The sequence below is a fragment of the Paenibacillus sabinae T27 genome (assembly GCF_000612505.1).
Taxonomy (GTDB): Bacteria; Bacillota; Bacilli; order Paenibacillales; family Paenibacillaceae; genus Paenibacillus_AQ; species Paenibacillus_AQ sabinae.
In genome coordinates this window covers 902,421-918,187 of record NZ_CP004078.1, presented here as the reverse complement: position 1 = coordinate 918,187, position 15,767 = coordinate 902,421, and the positions used below count along the sequence as shown (strand labels likewise).

Below are 15,767 nucleotides of genomic sequence, written 5' to 3'. Positions count from 1 at the left end.
GCTGCAGACAAATGGATAATCATGTAATCTACCAAGCCTCGACTATGATTGCACTGCTTAGCGGACTGTATGACGGGACGGTCACTTTTGGAGAGCTCCAAAAGCACGGGGATTTCGGTATCGGCACGTTTCATGAGCTGGACGGCGAGATGATCGCCTTTGACGATCAATTCTTTCATTTGTATCCGGACGGAACCGCCAAAAAAGTCAGTCTTGACGAAACCACACCGTTCTCTACCGTGACTTTTTTTGAAAAACAGCAGACCTCCCGGTTGAATAAGGCGGTTACCCGTCCCGAGCTGGAGAAGGTGCTGGACGGGCTGGTTGAAAGCCCGAATCTGTTTCATGCCATCCGGATCGACGGACATTTCCGGGAGGTCAATACCCGCACGGTCCCGCATCAGGCTAAACCGTATCCGCCCTTTGTGGAAGTGACAAAGTCCCAGCCTTCCTTTCATTTTGCCGATGTGGACGGTGTGATTGCCGGTTTCTGGACGCCCGCTTTCGCGCAAGGGATTGGAGTGGCCGGGTATCATCTGCATTTTATCAATGAGGCTCGCAACGGTGGTGGACATGTGCTGGATTTTGTCCTTGAAGGAGGTGATATTTCCATTTGCAGCGGCCGTGATTTCCAGCTGGCCCTTCCACATGATGACATGTACCTGAAACAGGATCTATCCGTTGCCAACCTGGAAGGCGATATTATGATCGCCGAAGGCTCTTACTAAAGAGGCTGGCGTTCGCCAAACCGCAGCTTTCATTACCGACGATGCTAACACTTAGAGCCATAGCCCGCCTTCTCACGCCTGAAAAAGCGGGGCTATGGCCCCTTTTTAATCCACTTTCTTGCCTTTACCGTGCAAAATCTTCAGCTTGCCGTTCTCTACCCCCACCGAATAGCTCATCTGGTACGTCTGATACACGGTTCCCGTGTCCCGGCGTTCTTCCGCCGTAATATCGACCGTAACCAAGGCTCCGTCCCCCTGCTCCTCAGCCGATAGGGTACCGACAGAAATATAGCCGGTCTCCAGATAGCCGCTTCGGAAATCTTCATAAGCGGTCCCGCTCTGCCATTCGCTGCCAAGCAGGGAGTACGCCGTCACATAATCGCCGTCATTCAGGCTCTGATAGAAGGACGCCACGAGGCTCCGGCTGCCCTCTAGCCCATCGCTTTCAGCCGTATCGTAGCCGCCGCCGCTTGCACCCGGCAGCTCGGCCATCGGCCGCTGCGACCATTCTTCCGCCTGCTTCAACACATTCGCAATCGGAATGCTGAACCCGATGCCCGCTTCCTCTGTTGCGGCGGCAGAGTTGATTCCCAGCACCTCGCCGGTATCGGCACTCACCAGCGGCCCGCCGCTGTTGCCGTGGGTGATCGGAGCCGAAATCTGGTACAGATTACTGTAGCTATAAGGCTCGATGTCGAAGCTGCGGCCCACACCGCTGATAATACCGGTCGTTACCGTATTCTCCAGGCCCAGCGGACTGCCCAGAGCCAGAACTTCGTCTCCGACCTCAGCCTTACCGCTGCGGGCAAGCGGAAGCGGCTGGGTGTCCTTAAGCTCCGGCACACGTACGACTGCCACATCCAAATCCGTGCCGATACCGATTACCTGTCCTGTGTATTCCCGGTGGTCCATCGTACGCACCATAACCTCCCGCGAGCCAGCCACCACATGGGCGTTCGTCAGCAGATCTCCTTTGGCGTTGTACAAAAAGCCCGAGCCAAGCCCGTCCCCGCTCTCTATCGTGACGACGCGCTTCTGGCTGTCTTCGATAATCTCTTTACGCGTCTTCTTCGCATTAACGGCCGTCTTCGGCGCAGCGGCCGCTTGCGCCTTGACCTGTCCCGTCGCCAGCAGCGGCCCCCCGCTGAGCTGACGCTCGGTCCAAAGATGAATGCCGTATGCGCCTACAGCTCCTAAACCTATGATCAGCATGCTGAAAAATACGCTTATCGCAGTTCCTTTACGCATGTTATTCCGCCCCCTACTCCAAATACCAGGTCGCATTGGCCACGGAAACCTTGGCCTTGCTGTATACCCCGTAATACGAAGCGGAAAAATCCCCCGACTCTCCCGGCTCCAGACGATAGGGAGATACGCTCGCATATGTATTCCCCAGATAAGCCCCCGATAAATCGTAAATATCGAGACTGATGCTTACAGATTCAATCGGCCGCGTCGCCTTGTTGGTAACCGTTCCGCTGATTTGCAAATCGCCGTAATCGTCCAGAACCACCTGCAGCCCGGATACCTCCACAGCCGCCATCCGGTTATTCAAGTCTTCCTCCGCGGCTTTCTGCTCGGCGAGCCGGATGCGGTTCGCCTCCGCCTCTTCGAACTCCTGCTTGGCCTGTACGATCTGCTCCCGGTACGCCGTCAGCTTCTCGTTGTCCGCGGCGTACAGCAGGCCGCCGTCCACCTCATCCAAGGCCCCGGCAAAGTCCTTGTCCCTAAGCTTCTTCTCGGCTGCCGCATAGCTGATCCCGACAATTTTGCCGATGATCTGCGCCTTTACCGCGGCCGCCTCTTGACCGGAAAGTCCGTTAAGCGAGTCCAGCTTCTCCGCCAAGGCGTCCACCGTATGAAGCTTGTCCAGTCCGCTCTTCACCTTCATTACCGTAAGCTTCACCTGATCCGCCGCCAGCTCCTTCTTGAGCGGCGCAAACAGCGGTTCCTCCCGCTCGCTTACCGCGGCGGCGATTTGCTTCAGCGCCTTTTCTCCGGAATCCAGCTTCTGCGCCTTCAACTGCTCCGCGGCCTCCTTCAGCTGGCTCTGCAGTCCCGCCGCCTTGGCCGCAAGGTCGCGGTCCCGGCGCAGAGCGGCGAAACCGGGACGCTTCGCCGAAGCCTCATCCAGCAGCTTGACCGCCTGCGAATATCGCCCGGCCAAGGCCTCCTTCTTTGCCTGCTGGTGCAGTGCCGCCACCGTCCGGTTCACGGACTGTTCATGGCTGTAATACAGCATGAGACCAAGACCTACGCATCCCGCAAACAGCAGCGGAATCAGCCACTGAAAGACGCCTCCGGCTCCCGAGGCCTTATCTTCGCGCTTTGCCACCGGCTCTCCCTGCCGGTACGCCGGCGGCCGCTGCATTGCCTCCGCTCCCGCAGCCACCTCCAGAACCGCCTGCCGCACCTCCGCCGTCAGCAGTCTCGCGCCGCATTTGACGCATGTTTTTTGTTCCGGAGCGTTTTTCGCCCCGCACTGATGACAATACACCCTTGCTCCCCCCAAAAATCTTTATCTATCGAAACGCCGCGCTCCCCAAGCGAAGACTGTAAGAACTAAGGCGAATCTTGCCGGTTCTTAAGACCTATAGTCGATATCTATCACTATATCATATGTTCGAAGGGAATATATGGGTGGATGAGGATTGACAGCGCTCAATTATGCGACTGGGGCGGAGTGAACAAGGAGTTCAAAGCGTTTAACGGAATTCGTATTCCTTCAAGGTCGGATATCGTGTGGAAGGAAAAGACCGGAGATTTCACCTGGTTTCAGTGCGAGATTTCCATCAAGACCGCCACCGTTCGAGCTTATGAATATTTCGGGTAAAGAGGCCGACCAGAAACTTCGGAAATCCCATCTCCGCCATCTTCTGCTTTACTCTATCCTTCATTTGCTCCGCCGTCAGATCAGGCAGCGTAAACTCGCCGTTCTGGTAGCAGTGGCTGCAGTATTTTGGGCTTTTATCGCCGTTTTGCTCCGTACCGCCCCCCTGCTCGTCGCGGGATAACGGCATGCCGCAGCTCTGACAATTTTTATATGTTTTATCCAATTTAATCGCCCTTTCGAACTTTCTTCGCAATTATGTATTCCTCAACACGGTGATGAACCCGTCTAGAATTTGGTGGCTTATGTTGAAGCCTTTACCCTGATAAAAGTTCAGCGCAGCATCATTCCCGTTGGACACGAAAACAAACCGGTCGCGGATGGACTCGAACGAATTCAGCCAATCCATGGACCGTTGGAACAACACGCTGCCGATGCCCTTATTGCGATATCCCTCTTTTAAATAAAACTGGGAAAGACAGCCTACATCCTCATTGGCCACCGAATCCATATCAAAAAAAGTAGCAAATTCATTCGCATAAACCTCTTTCGGCGAAATATTGCTGTACACATATCCTGCCAGCTCATCCCCGTCTTTGGCCGCCAAAATAAAGTTGGCTTTCGCGCTTCGGACGGATGGAATCATACGGGTTTCAAAGCACATGCTGTCGAACAGCTCCGGACGGATCTGCGCTTTAGACTGCTGATAAGCCATTAATTCATTGCACAAATGCTTAATGCAGCCGATCTCCCCTTCGGAAATCACTTCATAACGAATACTCAAACGTATCTTCCTTTCGGTCTGCTTCATTATGTTACTTTTTCTTTTTCGATTTGGCTTCCGCCTTTGCGATGTTGCTTGCAGCCCGGTATTTTACGATTCGGCTGATGAGGTCATACGGGAGCGGCTCATCCATGGGAAATTGCAGGGTCCCCTTCGACTTGTGATATTTCTGTACTTCTTCCTGGAACGCTTCGATTCCGCTCGGGGCCGGATAGAAGCCGATATGCTTTTTGAACGCCGCAAAATGCACAAGATTGCCGTGGAGATCAAATGTAGGCATCTGGTAGCTGATCTTTTCCTTCGCGTCCGGCGCCGCCTCCTGAATCACTTTTCTTAACGTTTGAAGTGTTTCCTGAACCTCAGGAGCACAGGTTGAAATATACTCATCAATTGACCCGTATGTGATTTTTTCTTTCATGCAAATCCTTCTCCTTTCCGGGGTATGCCTCACATTACATAGACAGCGTCAGCACGCCAACGACAGTCATTACATCCATAATATAATGGACAATCATGATGGGAACAAGCCTTCTTATTTTTATGTAAATAAAGCCTACAGCAAGCGCCAGCGGAATCATTCCGAGAAAGTGCCAGATCATATAAGTTACATCCGAAAGGATAACCGGCAGTGTAAAATGCTGAAACGCCAGAAAAAAACACGGCAGCACCAGCGCCTTCCCGGTTGATTTCCAGACCGCTTCAAAACGGGGCAAGCAAAACCCCATGTATGTAGGTACTTCCACGAGCGCATTGGTCAAGGGGAACAAAATAAATGCCGCGACAGCCGCCCACAAAGGCAAGGGCTGAATCATTTGATCCGGCGGCGTCAGACTGCCGTAGATGAAATAACCGACTCCGCTGAGCCCGATGAATCCGGCGACCCCCGCTGCGATAAACACCCACCAAATTTGCTTGATATCTTTCAGCAGCTTCGATTTCTCAAAATGAATAATGTCCAGGTAGCTCTTCCCCTCGGCCTTCGCAAAGATTGACAGCAGCACAAAGCAGATCAAATTGGCGGCAACGGCAAAAAAAGGCCACCATGCCACCGACTCCTGCCAGGTAACCCGGTAAATGAGCACAAACATAAGCTGCACCAAGGCAAAGCATACGGTTCGTGCAGCGACCATCAAGAGCGGCCGGTTTACCGGGACTGCCGGCGTGCCGATCCTCTTCTTCAAGCCTTGCGATTGCAATTGCGCCTCCATATAAATCCCCCTTAAATGTACGGGACGTGAAGCGCTGACCCTTGTTAAGGAATCAGCGCCCGTCCTTGACTCATAATGGTTTCATTCTATCGCATCCCCGGTAATCCGTGTATCACCGGCGGTTAAATGGCGTTTGTGGCCAAATCTCCTTCAGAGTCTCTTTCAGCTTCAGAGACCTTGTTCAGACCCTCCTGTTTCTTGAGGAATGTAATCACGACCGTAATGCTGACGCTGACCAGAATCGTCAAGAGCAGCAGCCAGACATCCTTCGCCGTATCCTGTCCGCCAAATTGCAGATTCATGATCCCTTCAACCGCAGGGGTGGCAGGCAGGAAGCTGCCGAGCGATTGATAGAAATGGCTCAGCATTTGCCGCGGCACGATCGTTCCGGAAGTGACAAGCTGCATGGACAGCATCGTCATGTTGATGAACATGCCCGCCATCCCGAATATCGTCAGGAATAGCTGCGCGACGAACAGGAAGGTCAGCATCGTCAGGAAATGGAACATCCAGAACAATCCAAAGCCGCTTTCCATTTGCCCGCCGAATACCGCGATCAGCGAAGAGCCGACGATGGAGATCAGAGCCGCGGCGAATCCGTTAATCAGCAAGCGGAATCTGAAATGCTGCCATTTGGTCAGCGCGGACCCGACCGCTTCCGAAGCCTGGTGGATATTCATCGCCATCAGCATGGAACCGACATAGGAAGCCAGCACGAGCATCATGGGAACCATCTGATTATGCATGCCATTTACCGGATTCAGGGATTTCACATCCGAACCGATCTTGTTCAACAGGCTCTCGGCGGTTTGCGACGCTTGATTCGAAGGAAGCTTCAACTGCTCCAGGACCATCTGTGTTCCTTGAAGCGAAGCGTTGCGGTTCATTTCATTCGTAACCTTCGTGATGACCGTTTGCATTACGCTCTTGGTAAGCTGCGGATTGGATTCATTGATGCTGTAAGTCAGCACGGCCTGCGTGCCGGGAGTGGTTAACTTTTCGCCAAATTGATCCGGAATCGTCAGGATTAAATGGACATTGCGGTGCACAAGGCCGTCCATGGCCTGTTCTTTGGACATTGCCGTTACTTCAAAAGGCAGAGTGCCGCTTAGCTGATTTTCAATATTTTTCCCGAACTCGCCGTCTTCGTTCACGATCGCAACCTTCAAATGGTCGGTCCGGTCCAGCACACCGTCATAGGCCGTCATCCATACGAGGCAAAAAATAAGCTGAGCCATCAGGGCCACTACCACGGCAAGAATCGTTTGAGGCTTTTTCACATACGTCTTTACGAGATTTTTCATACAAATCGCTCCTTTATCCTGTTAATTTCTTTGTCCAGATGAGCTGGACGATCCCCGTCAAGAAGAGTACGGTTCCCGCGGACATTTCTACATTCCACTGTGTTTCAACGGAAAGAAATGAACCGGTAACCCCAATGAGCACCAACGCGAATCCGAGCGCATACGCCGATATATCCCCGGAAGAACCCGCCAAAGTCATGAAAAACACGCCAACCGACATCGACAAAATGCTGGGGAAAATATGCTCATACTCAAAACTTTTAAGAATGAAATAGCTTGAGGTGATCAAGATGATCTGCTGTGCATATAAACCGTAAACCCAGCGTTTGCGCCCACTGCTGAATTCGCCTTCTTCCCGAGCCCGCGTCTTCATCATGATGATTGCCGCGAGAACCGCCGTTAAAAATACGACGAAGTACGGCTTGGTAATGTCCGTAAATTGAGCGATCCACGCGTAAGAAAACCAACTGAAGCCAAGGAGCATTCGCAGCGCCGCGGAACGCACCGATCGTTTCACCGTCTCACCTCCTTCCCGGTCTTAAGCCCAAGTCTAGGGGACCCACGGCCCGGGAGATAGAGACGAACGTACATAACTTTCGGGTATACATAAAAAAGCATGATGTACGGTTAAGTACACCATGCTTTCTGGGCAGCTTGTCTTATAATAAAAGCTTTTCCTGCGCCAGTTTGACGGCCTGAATGCGGTTCTCCACGTTCAGCTTCGAATAAATAATGGATACATAATTCTTGATGGTGCTTTCGGAGAAATGCATCTTGAGGGCAATGTCCTTGTACTTTAGTCCATCCGAAAGGTACCTGATGATCTCGAGCTCCTTCCCGGTCAAGGAATATACTGCCCCTGCTTCATCCGCTTTCGCCGGCTTCCGTTTGGACGCAGGGCTTTCCGGGGAACCCGTTTCTTGCGGCAGACCTTCTCTCAGCTCTTTGACCAGCAGTTTCGCCGTCTCCATCGTGATCAGCGTTCCGCCGCCGCAGACGATACGAATCGCTTCGGCCAGGTGCTTCGGCTGCACACTCTTCAAGAAGTAACCATCCGCTCCGAGCGCGATGGCTTCTGACGCATGCTCAACGTCTTGAAAGGTGGTGAGCATCATGACATGGACCTGGGGCCAGCGCTCCTTGATCACCCTTGTCGCCTCGATCCCATTCATCTTTGGCATATGAATATCCATAAGGATCAGATCAGGCGCTTCGCGCTCGCACAGCTCGATGGCCGCTTCCCCGTTTCCGGCAATGCCCGCCACCTGCAGGTCGGGTTCCATACCCAGCAGCAGGCTGAAGCTTTCGGCGATCAGCTCCTGGTCTTCGGCAATGAGCAGCCGAATGACGGTATCCTTCAGCCCCCCCTTAATGGGCAGCGTACAGATCAACCGCACACCCTGCCCGAACCCGCTTGAAACCTGCAGGGTCCCGTGAAGTGATTCTATCCGCTCCTTCATCGTGCCCAGGCCAAAGCCGTAGGGAACGTCACCTGAGCTTATGCCCGAGCCGTTGTCGCTGATTTCAAGACCGATTTGATTCGGTTCATAGCTGAGCCGGACCTGGATGGCATCCGCCTGCCCGTGGCGAATCGCATTCGTCATGGCCTCTTGAGCGCATCTTAGCAGGACAAGCTGGTGCCGGACCGGCAGCTCGATCCGTTCTCCGGCTGTGCCGAACTGCACGGCTGTCCCTGTATTGTCGCTAAGCTCCTTCGCGAGCCGCTCCATTTGAGCCTCCAAAGGCTCAAGGCTAGACGTTTTGTTCGTCTGATGAACGTGGTCGCGAATATCCTCCAATCCTTGTCTGGCGGTGTGAAGCAGGTTGTCCATCCGTTTGGAATGATCCTCCCCGGCCTGCGCCTTGACCAGCTCCATTCCGGCAATCAGCGAGGTCAGCGTATGGCCGATCGTATCGTGAAGTTCTTGCGAGATCCGGTTTCTTTCTTCAAGAATCGTTAGCTTCTCTACCTGCTTGGCGTAATCCGTAAGCGCCTTGTTCTGCTCGGATATGAGATGAAGCTGGCTGTTATTCTCATGCAGCAGCTCCTGCATTTCTTTATTGTGGTCGATGAAGTGATAAAAGCGTTTGCCGATTTGCGTGACTCCCCATAGAACAAGGGTTGTCTGCAGCACGAAGATGATCGGAGCATTGGCCTGATTGCTTTCGATATGAGGAAAAAAGGCATTTTTCCAGAATATAAACCCGAGCGCCGTAGCGATTGCGGTAGCAATTCCGGTGATTAGAATGAGAGTTCCATCCAGATAGATCAACGAAAGGGCAAGATTGATATAAACGAGCTGATAAACAATCGGATAATCGTTAAAAATGTAGATTTCATACATCACCAAAAAGAGCATGCCGAGCATCACTTCGTATTTCACCGCTTTTTCAAGCCTCGGGAAGAGGAGAAAGACGAAGGTAATCCCGATAAACGTTAAATCGGCGGCCGCAAACTTCAAGTTAATGCTGTCCAGTAAGGAAAAGTTCGTGGAAATGTTCAATTCACCCAGGATGAAGAGGAACAACGACAACAGGAGCATCAGGTGATTTTTCTGTGATTCAAGCTCCAGATGGGTAAAGCACTTTTCTTTGATCCACCGAACCGCCAATTTAACCGCCCCCAAAGATTTTCCCGGAGGAAAACGAAATATTCTGTCTTTATTGTATTGCAGTTTTCACACCGCGCAACAGGTTTCTTCGTTTCCCCGGGCTCTGGTAGGGTAATTCCTAAGACAACAAAACAATAACCAGCAGTTCAAAAAGCACCAAAGTGAGGATCGCTTCATCACTGGGCCCGTAAAAGGCACGAGGGTGGCCCGGATTTTTAACTCTCAAATACAGCATCCGGTCGTCACAGCCTACAATTACGCCTTCATGGACATGGCCTGACAATGTCTGAATACGTACGCGGCGATTGATGTACGTTCTGCAAATGTGATGGGTCCGATCCTTAATGGATTTTAAAGTCTGTACGCTGCTCGGATCTGCCTGGTAAAGAACCTGCTGCTGCATAGCCGGATATTGAACATTCATGAACATAACCTCCGTAAAAAAGCTTCATAATCATTCGTTCCATCCTATGCGGATACCCAGCCCAAGGTTCTGTCATTGCCCGGCCGCCGGCCGCAAACACTTCAGGAAATACGAAAAACAGCTCCATTAAAAGCAACAGACCGTCCGCCTCATGCTAGTCATGAGCGGACGGTCTGTTTATCTGTACTCCGTTTTTAACTGGTGATGCTCGTCATAATGAGAAGTAGGGTGATAGAGAATCGAAGGTATCGCGGAGAAATTTTGCAGCTGCTTCTTATATTCATCCAGGTACCGGATTCGGGCCTCCTCATCACGCGCGGGTGTCCAGGTGATAAAAGGCTCGACAGGCTCGAAGCCCGCAAAATAGAGCATCCCATGATGTATCGGATAAAGGATTTTTTCATGAATATCTCCGTCCATTCCGTATGGAGTAAATGCCTCTCTTGGAGACCCGGTTGTCGTGGAGACCATCGCTTTTCTGCCTTTCAGTCCGCCCTTATCATATCTCCCGATTCCCTGGCCATACACAAACCCCGAGGCAAACACCCGATCGAACCAGCCTTTCAGAATCGCAGGGACCGAGTACCACCTTAGAGGGAACTGAAAGATCACAAAGTCTGCCCAAAGCAGCTTTTCCTGCTCATCTCTAATATCCGGGGAAAAGGTGTTTGTTCTCGCAGCATGTCCCTGCTCAAGCTGATATTTTAAAAAAATCCGGGTTCTCCGCCTTGAGAAAATCATCGCGGTCCGCGGCCGCCTTGAACTTCATCGCATAGAGGTCGGACACTTGCACCTGATGACCTTCCGCGGTCAGAAAGGCAACGGCCAGATCCTTCAATGCTCCGTTGAATGACTTCGGTTCCGGGTGGGCGTAGACAATGAGTACGTTCATTACGGTTCGCCTCCTTTTAGCCTGCTATGGAGTTAGTTTTAGACTCCGCACTGGATTTATGAAATCCCGGTTTTCTTAGTATCTTTTTAATATCGATCTGGGCGGTTAACACACTGAGCAGCACCAGAGCGGCTCCCGCATAGCCTTGGAGGGAAAGGCTTTCACCCGCAAAAGCAAACGCGAACCATGCCGCAAAAACAGGCTCCAATGAAAAGAGCAGCCCCGTATGCGTTGGGGTCGTATATTTCTGGGCCGCCGTCTGGACGATAAAGCCAAATGCGCTGCAAAACAGACTCAACCCCAGAACCGAAACCCAAGCGTCTGCTGTGTCCGGAAGCTGCGGCTGCTCCAGCAAAGCGGAGAATACCAGCCCCCATGCTCCGGCGAACCCCAGCTGCAGAATGCCAAGAGTTAGGGAGTCCACGCTCTTTGTCAGCTTCCCCGTAACGACGATGTGAATGGCATACATCAACGCGCCCAGGATGCACAGCAAGTCCCCGCTGCTGATGACGAACCGGCTTGTTAACGTCAACAGTCCTATGCCCGTCAAAGCCAGAATCACGCCAACGATCACCCTGTTTTCGGGCATCCTTCTATACCGGACGGTGAGCAGCAGCGGCACAAATACGACCGTTAAACTTACCAGAAATCCGGCATTGGACGCCGATGTGGATTTCACGCCAAACGTAATCGCGGCGAATACGAGAAATAAAATCGTACCCTGCCAAAATGCATATTTTACCGTTTTGAAATCGGCATGAATGAGGCGCCTGTGAAAGACTATTCCGGATAAAATAAAGGCCAGTCCAAACCGCAAGGCAATCAGGTTAAATTCCTGTACATCCGTAAGCCCCATCTTCATGAACAAGTAGGATGAGCCCCAAAACATCGTCACGATCAACAGCATCACATTCGCTTTTAGCCCTGTGTTCATACAATACTTCCTTTCAGCCTGAGATATTGCTTACTTCGAAGTATACGTGTACATTTTATATAAAGAAAATGAATGTTATTCATGCCTTAGTTGAAAAAAAATAATACGAACAGGGTGATCGGAAATGTCACTGGCCAAGTATGAGATCTTTCAAGCGGTTGTAGAATTGGGGAGCCTGTCCCAAGCCGCGGCGGAACTGGGTTTTACCCAATCGGCCGTGAGCCATGCCATTGCCAGCCTGGAAGCGGAGTGGGGATTTTCAATCCTTAGCAGAGGGCGCGCCGGCGTCCATTTGACGAGCAGCGGAGAACTGATCCTGCCCTATATCCGTGAGATTTTGAAAGGGAACGAGCAGTTAAAGCAGCAAATTGCAAATATTAACGGGCTGGAAACAGGAACGGTGCGTATCGGCACGTTTGCGAGCGTGTCCATCCAGTGGCTGCCCCGAATCATGAGTTATTTTGCCGAAAGCCACCCCTCGATTGAAATGAAACTGCTGGAAGGAAGAAGCTATGAAGATATCGAGCACTGGATAGCCAGCGGCGCCGTTGATTTCGGCTTTCTCTCGCTGCCCGCGTCCAAGTCATTTGAAGTCATTCCATTGAAAAAAGACCGGATGGTGCTGATCGTTCCCGATAAACACCCTTTTGCCGCACTGAATGAAGTTCGTTTTGAACAAATCAGAGAGGAGCCGTTCATCCTGCCCAAGAAAAGCTGTGATAACGATGCGAGGCGTATCCTCAAAGAAAACAAGGTATCCCCCGCCATTAAATTCGAGTTCGAAGATGACCAGGCGATTATCTCCATGGTTCAAAATGGAATGGGCATCAGCATCCTTCCCGAAATGGTGCTGCATCAAGTCCCGAGCCATGTCTGCATCCTTGATCTGGAAGGCGACCATTACCGCTCCATCGGCATCGCGGCCCCATCCTTGAAATCCATGTCTCCTGCGGCAAGGAAAGTTGTTAAATATGTTCAGGCGTTTTTGAACGAGGATTAGCGCGTTACATCAACCTAAGAAGCATAGAAAAAAGACGCAGATTATCTAATCCGCGTTTCAATTGAAAGAGTATACTTACCTATAATATTCACGGCTTCGGGATAAGCCGCTTCGAGGGCCGCAATGCGTTTCATCAGTTTTTTCAACAAGACCGAAGCTTTGACCCCTAATTCATTCCTTTGTCCAAAGCGATTAGATCATTGATTATTAATTTCTAAGCGTGCTACTTCTTCTCGCACGCGAGGCGCAACTTCTGTTCCGAGTAGTCTAATCGCCTGCATAACATCCGCATGAGGCATCGTTCCGTGAGGCACATGCAAGAAAAATCTCGTAATCCCCACATGCTTGCGCAGATGAATGATTTTATTGGCAACCGTCTCTGGATCCCCCACATATAAGGCACCTTCAAAGCTGCACGCTGCATCATAATCCGAACGATGATAGGGAGGGATACCTTTCTCCCGCGCCCTCACATTCGTTCGAGCATACGTTGAAGGGAAAAACTTCTCAACGGCCATCTGCCTATTCTCTGCTATAAAACCATGGGAGTGCGACGCAACCGGCAACCGCGATACATCATAGCCTGCCTTAGCCGCCGATTCCTTGTAGAGCCGCACCTGCGACGCGTATTGCGATGGATTCACATTTCCGATAATTGCAAGAGCAAAAGGCAATCCTAATGACCCGGCGCGGATTGCAGACTCTGGACTCCCCGCACTGCCAATCCATACTGGTAATGGATTTTGCACCGGGCGTGGGTAAATACCCAGATTATGTATTACGGGTCGATGTTTGCCGCTCCAGGTTACTTTCTCCGACTCCTGAATTTTTAATAACAAGTCTAGTTTCTCATTGAATATTTCCTCATAGTCTTTTAGATCGTATCCGAATAACGGAAACGACTCTGTGAACGAACCACGACCTACCATAATCTCCGCACGTCCGTTCGAAATTCCGTCAAGCGTGGCAAAATCCTGAAAGACACGCACTGGATCGGATGACGATAGAATCATTACCGCACTGGTCAACCGAATCCTGGTCGTCAGGGATGCTGCCGCAGCCATTACAACCGCAGGCGATGAAGCAGCAAAATCATGCCGATGATGTTCACCCACGCCGAATACATCCAGTCCCACCTGATCAGCGAGCACAATTTCCTCCACCACTTCACGTAATCGCTCAGCGTGACTCATCGTCTCACCCGTCTCCACATCAGGCGTTGTCTCGACAAAGGTGCTTACACCAAGTTCCACTTTTCGTTTCCTCCTAATTAGTTAATCATAATATTCTATAACTTTATAATTAATTATTCAAAATTTTTAATAACAAATGTCTTATAGTAAAACATCAGCACCATATACCATTTGTTATAATCCTGATGATTCGGACTCAGGAGACCTTATTTGTAAAAAACAACGTGTTCCCTCCTTCCATCGGACTCAGATACAACTATTTGCGCCGAATCTCTTGTTTTGGAGCCTGTTTTGAGTAAATAAGGGCTATACAGTCCGAAACCCTAGGGAATCCTCTCCATCTATCTGCTTCCTCAGACCGGAGATTTGCCGCCAGCTTCCTTCAGATTCCACCTCACCCTTGCCTTGAGCTATGGTTACTACTGCCTTCACCATTCGGGACTTGAACCCTATAGATAGCGCCCATGCTGGGCGCACCAAAAAAGAGGGAACTTTGTCCCTCTCTGGAATGGTATATGCTCATATGAAGAGCGGCTAGTAATACCCGTCTTTCTTATTTCCATTACAACTATTTGTCCATAACCATGAACATCCCGGTCATTCCGGGCGAATGGTCTTTGAATCCGAACTTTTCGTAGAATTCATCTTTCCCATGTGATGCGAATAGACCGACAAAACCGGCTCCAGCACAATTAACATTGATATAGTTTAGCAGTTTATCGATAATTTCCTTGCCGATTCCCTTGTTTTGATGCTCAGGCAGTACAGCTACATCTTGGATATAATAGTACATTGCTCCATCGCCCACAATCCGTCCCATGCCGATTACGTTTCCATCACTTATTGCAATTACGCCATAGACTGAATTGGCAATGGACTGCTCTGTCATCTCTATATTAACTTTTCCCCATCCAACCGCTTCCCATAAAGTTTTATGTTCCAGAACAGTTGGCAGGCGTTCGATAATTTCGTATTGTTCGCTTAACATATCTAACCACCTCACTTTAGAATTGGTGGTCGTTCATACTTTGACAACCACCATGTATTACTTGCATTTTCTGATTGTAAACTCCATGTTGTTCATCCCCCTTCACATACTTATTTGTAGTTTTTTTATGATTCTTACCTGTTTGATCTTCCATTTGAAAAAAGATTGGCGAGTCATTTCAATAGCAAGGGCCCCACCAATAATCTGTCTGATTTGGTTGATTTGATTATAGTCAATATATTCGAAGTTATAGAGTAGTTCAGGTCGATTCGGGTTCATATGTGTGAATTCTCCGGAAAAATCCAGATCTTTCGTAGCATATTCATTATTGAAAAACCGCTGTAAGGTTTCTTTGTCTTGGCTCCTTATATTTAAATCAGAAAAATTACCTTCGATTGATTTCTGAATGATACGGTTCACCATTGATTTTGGAAGTTGGTCGGAGAAATAGTGATTTCCGGCCATAATTATTATAAAAATGGATACAAGTGATAGTATTATTACTTTTTTTATATTCATAAGTTGTCCGTACTTGATGCTTCATATCCGTAATCTCGTTCCACCTTGCAAACTCTCGTTTTATATTTGAGATACCATTCTGACATTCCTTTACGTTGTGCAATTAGATGTCTCTCGTTTTGTTTCCATTTTTGTATTGCTTCGAGAGAATCCCAATATGACACAGTGATGCCTAAACCTTCTCGTGCACTTTCTACTCCCAAAAACCCAGGTTGGGTTGATGCAAGCCTCACCATTTCATCTGCCATTTCAGCATAACCATTATCCCCTTCTGTTCGTTCAGAAGTGAAAATTACCGCATAGTAAGGTGGCTGTGGTGTTTGGGCAATACCGCTCATATAAATCCTCCGT

20 protein-coding genes are annotated in these 15,767 nt (G+C 50.1%); 3 read left to right on the top strand and 17 right to left on the bottom strand.

The genetic code is table 11. From position 1 onward, the window contains the following. Positions 1-11 precede the first annotated feature (11 nt). Positions 12-728 carry an acetolactate decarboxylase gene (gene budA, locus PSAB_RS04130; RefSeq protein ID WP_025333330.1) on the top strand — a complete coding sequence of 239 codons (717 nt, stop codon included), beginning with the start codon at positions 12-14 and terminating at the stop codon, positions 726-728. 105 nt (positions 729-833) lie between these two features. Here the strand turns inward: budA and PSAB_RS04125 are convergent, their stop codons facing one another. Beyond that, on the bottom strand, positions 834-1,976 hold the full coding sequence (locus PSAB_RS04125; RefSeq protein WP_025333329.1) for a S1C family serine protease: 1,143 nt from the start codon (positions 1,974-1,976) through the stop codon (positions 834-836). A gap of 13 nt (positions 1,977-1,989) precedes the next feature. Beyond that, a complete protein-coding gene (locus tag PSAB_RS04120) occupies positions 1,990-3,225 on the bottom strand; it encodes an FxLYD domain-containing protein (RefSeq protein ID WP_025333328.1) in 1,236 nt (411 codons plus the stop codon). Between the two features lie 147 nt (positions 3,226-3,372). Here PSAB_RS04120 and PSAB_RS26515 point away from each other — a divergent pair, with 147 nt between their 5' ends. Continuing rightward, positions 3,373-3,561, top strand: coding sequence for a DUF6544 family protein (locus PSAB_RS26515; RefSeq protein ID WP_420835622.1), 189 nt, complete (start codon positions 3,373-3,375; stop codon positions 3,559-3,561). Here PSAB_RS26515 and PSAB_RS04115 read toward each other — a convergent pair. The 11 genes from PSAB_RS04115 to PSAB_RS04065 all read right to left on the bottom strand — a co-directional run bounded on the left by PSAB_RS04115 (position 3,521) and on the right by PSAB_RS04065 (position 11,716). Beyond that, the gene (locus tag PSAB_RS04115) at positions 3,521-3,784 is read right to left on the bottom strand and encodes a zinc ribbon domain-containing protein (RefSeq protein ID WP_025333327.1); all 264 of its coding nucleotides are present in this window, start codon (positions 3,782-3,784) and stop codon (positions 3,521-3,523) included. The two genes, PSAB_RS26515 and PSAB_RS04115, sit on opposite strands and share 41 nt — an antisense overlap. A 30-nt stretch (positions 3,785-3,814) precedes the next feature. Beyond that, positions 3,815-4,342, bottom strand: coding sequence for a GNAT family N-acetyltransferase (locus tag PSAB_RS04110; RefSeq protein WP_025333326.1), 528 nt, complete (start codon positions 4,340-4,342; stop codon positions 3,815-3,817). Positions 4,343-4,373: 31 nt separating this feature from the next. Then, positions 4,374-4,760, bottom strand: coding sequence for an iron chaperone (locus tag PSAB_RS04105; protein ID WP_025333325.1), 387 nt, complete (start codon positions 4,758-4,760; stop codon positions 4,374-4,376). A gap of 34 nt (positions 4,761-4,794) precedes the next feature. Further along, on the bottom strand, positions 4,795-5,550 hold the full coding sequence (locus PSAB_RS04100; protein WP_025333324.1) for a CPBP family glutamic-type intramembrane protease: 756 nt from the start codon (positions 5,548-5,550) through the stop codon (positions 4,795-4,797). A gap of 122 nt (positions 5,551-5,672) precedes the next feature. Beyond that, positions 5,673-6,854 (bottom strand): YhgE/Pip domain-containing protein, encoded by a 1,182-nt coding sequence (locus PSAB_RS04095; protein ID WP_025333323.1) that lies wholly within the window; start codon positions 6,852-6,854, stop codon positions 5,673-5,675. A 13-nt stretch (positions 6,855-6,867) separates the two neighbouring features. Continuing rightward, positions 6,868-7,371, bottom strand: a complete 504-nt coding sequence (locus tag PSAB_RS04090; protein ID WP_025333322.1) for a hypothetical protein — start codon at positions 7,369-7,371, stop codon at positions 6,868-6,870. A gap of 142 nt (positions 7,372-7,513) precedes the next feature. Further along, entirely contained in the window at positions 7,514-9,466 is a 1,953-nt protein-coding gene (locus PSAB_RS04085; RefSeq protein ID WP_025333321.1) for a DUF4077 domain-containing protein, read from the bottom strand. Between the two features lie 118 nt (positions 9,467-9,584). After that, positions 9,585-9,890, bottom strand: coding sequence for a hypothetical protein (locus tag PSAB_RS04080; protein WP_025333320.1), 306 nt, complete (start codon positions 9,888-9,890; stop codon positions 9,585-9,587). 177 nt (positions 9,891-10,067) lie between these two features. Further along, positions 10,068-10,631 (bottom strand): NAD(P)H-dependent oxidoreductase, encoded by a 564-nt coding sequence (locus PSAB_RS04075; RefSeq protein ID WP_264370890.1) that lies wholly within the window; start codon positions 10,629-10,631, stop codon positions 10,068-10,070. Next, complete coding sequence (locus tag PSAB_RS26330) at positions 10,582-10,782, bottom strand: NAD(P)H-dependent oxidoreductase (protein WP_038595536.1); 201 nt, start codon at positions 10,780-10,782, stop codon at positions 10,582-10,584. The genes PSAB_RS04075 and PSAB_RS26330 overlap by 50 nt, the downstream gene beginning before the upstream one ends. Positions 10,783-10,798: 16 nt before the next feature. Beyond that, positions 10,799-11,716 carry a DMT family transporter gene (locus tag PSAB_RS04065; protein WP_025333319.1) on the bottom strand — a complete coding sequence of 306 codons (918 nt, stop codon included), beginning with the start codon at positions 11,714-11,716 and terminating at the stop codon, positions 10,799-10,801. Positions 11,717-11,840: 124 nt separating this feature from the next. Here PSAB_RS04065 and PSAB_RS04060 point away from each other — a divergent pair, with 124 nt between their 5' ends. Further along, positions 11,841-12,716 carry a LysR family transcriptional regulator gene (locus tag PSAB_RS04060; RefSeq protein ID WP_025333318.1) on the top strand — a complete coding sequence of 292 codons (876 nt, stop codon included), beginning with the start codon at positions 11,841-11,843 and terminating at the stop codon, positions 12,714-12,716. Between the two features lie 197 nt (positions 12,717-12,913). On the opposite strand, the gene PSAB_RS04055 is transcribed toward PSAB_RS04060, so the two are convergent. The 4 genes from PSAB_RS04055 to PSAB_RS04040 form a co-directional block, all read right to left on the bottom strand. Then, positions 12,914-13,969, bottom strand: a complete 1,056-nt coding sequence (locus PSAB_RS04055) for an LLM class flavin-dependent oxidoreductase (protein ID WP_025333317.1) — start codon at positions 13,967-13,969, stop codon at positions 12,914-12,916. Between the two features lie 508 nt (positions 13,970-14,477). Continuing rightward, the gene (locus tag PSAB_RS04050) at positions 14,478-14,897 is read right to left on the bottom strand and encodes a GNAT family N-acetyltransferase (protein ID WP_025333316.1); all 420 of its coding nucleotides are present in this window, start codon (positions 14,895-14,897) and stop codon (positions 14,478-14,480) included. Between the two features lie 102 nt (positions 14,898-14,999). After that, positions 15,000-15,416 carry a hypothetical protein gene (locus PSAB_RS04045; RefSeq protein ID WP_025333315.1) on the bottom strand — a complete coding sequence of 139 codons (417 nt, stop codon included), beginning with the start codon at positions 15,414-15,416 and terminating at the stop codon, positions 15,000-15,002. Then, positions 15,413-15,754 carry an antibiotic biosynthesis monooxygenase family protein gene (locus PSAB_RS04040; RefSeq protein ID WP_025333314.1) on the bottom strand — a complete coding sequence of 114 codons (342 nt, stop codon included), beginning with the start codon at positions 15,752-15,754 and terminating at the stop codon, positions 15,413-15,415. The genes PSAB_RS04045 and PSAB_RS04040 overlap by 4 nt, the downstream gene beginning before the upstream one ends. Positions 15,755-15,767 lie beyond the last annotated feature (13 nt).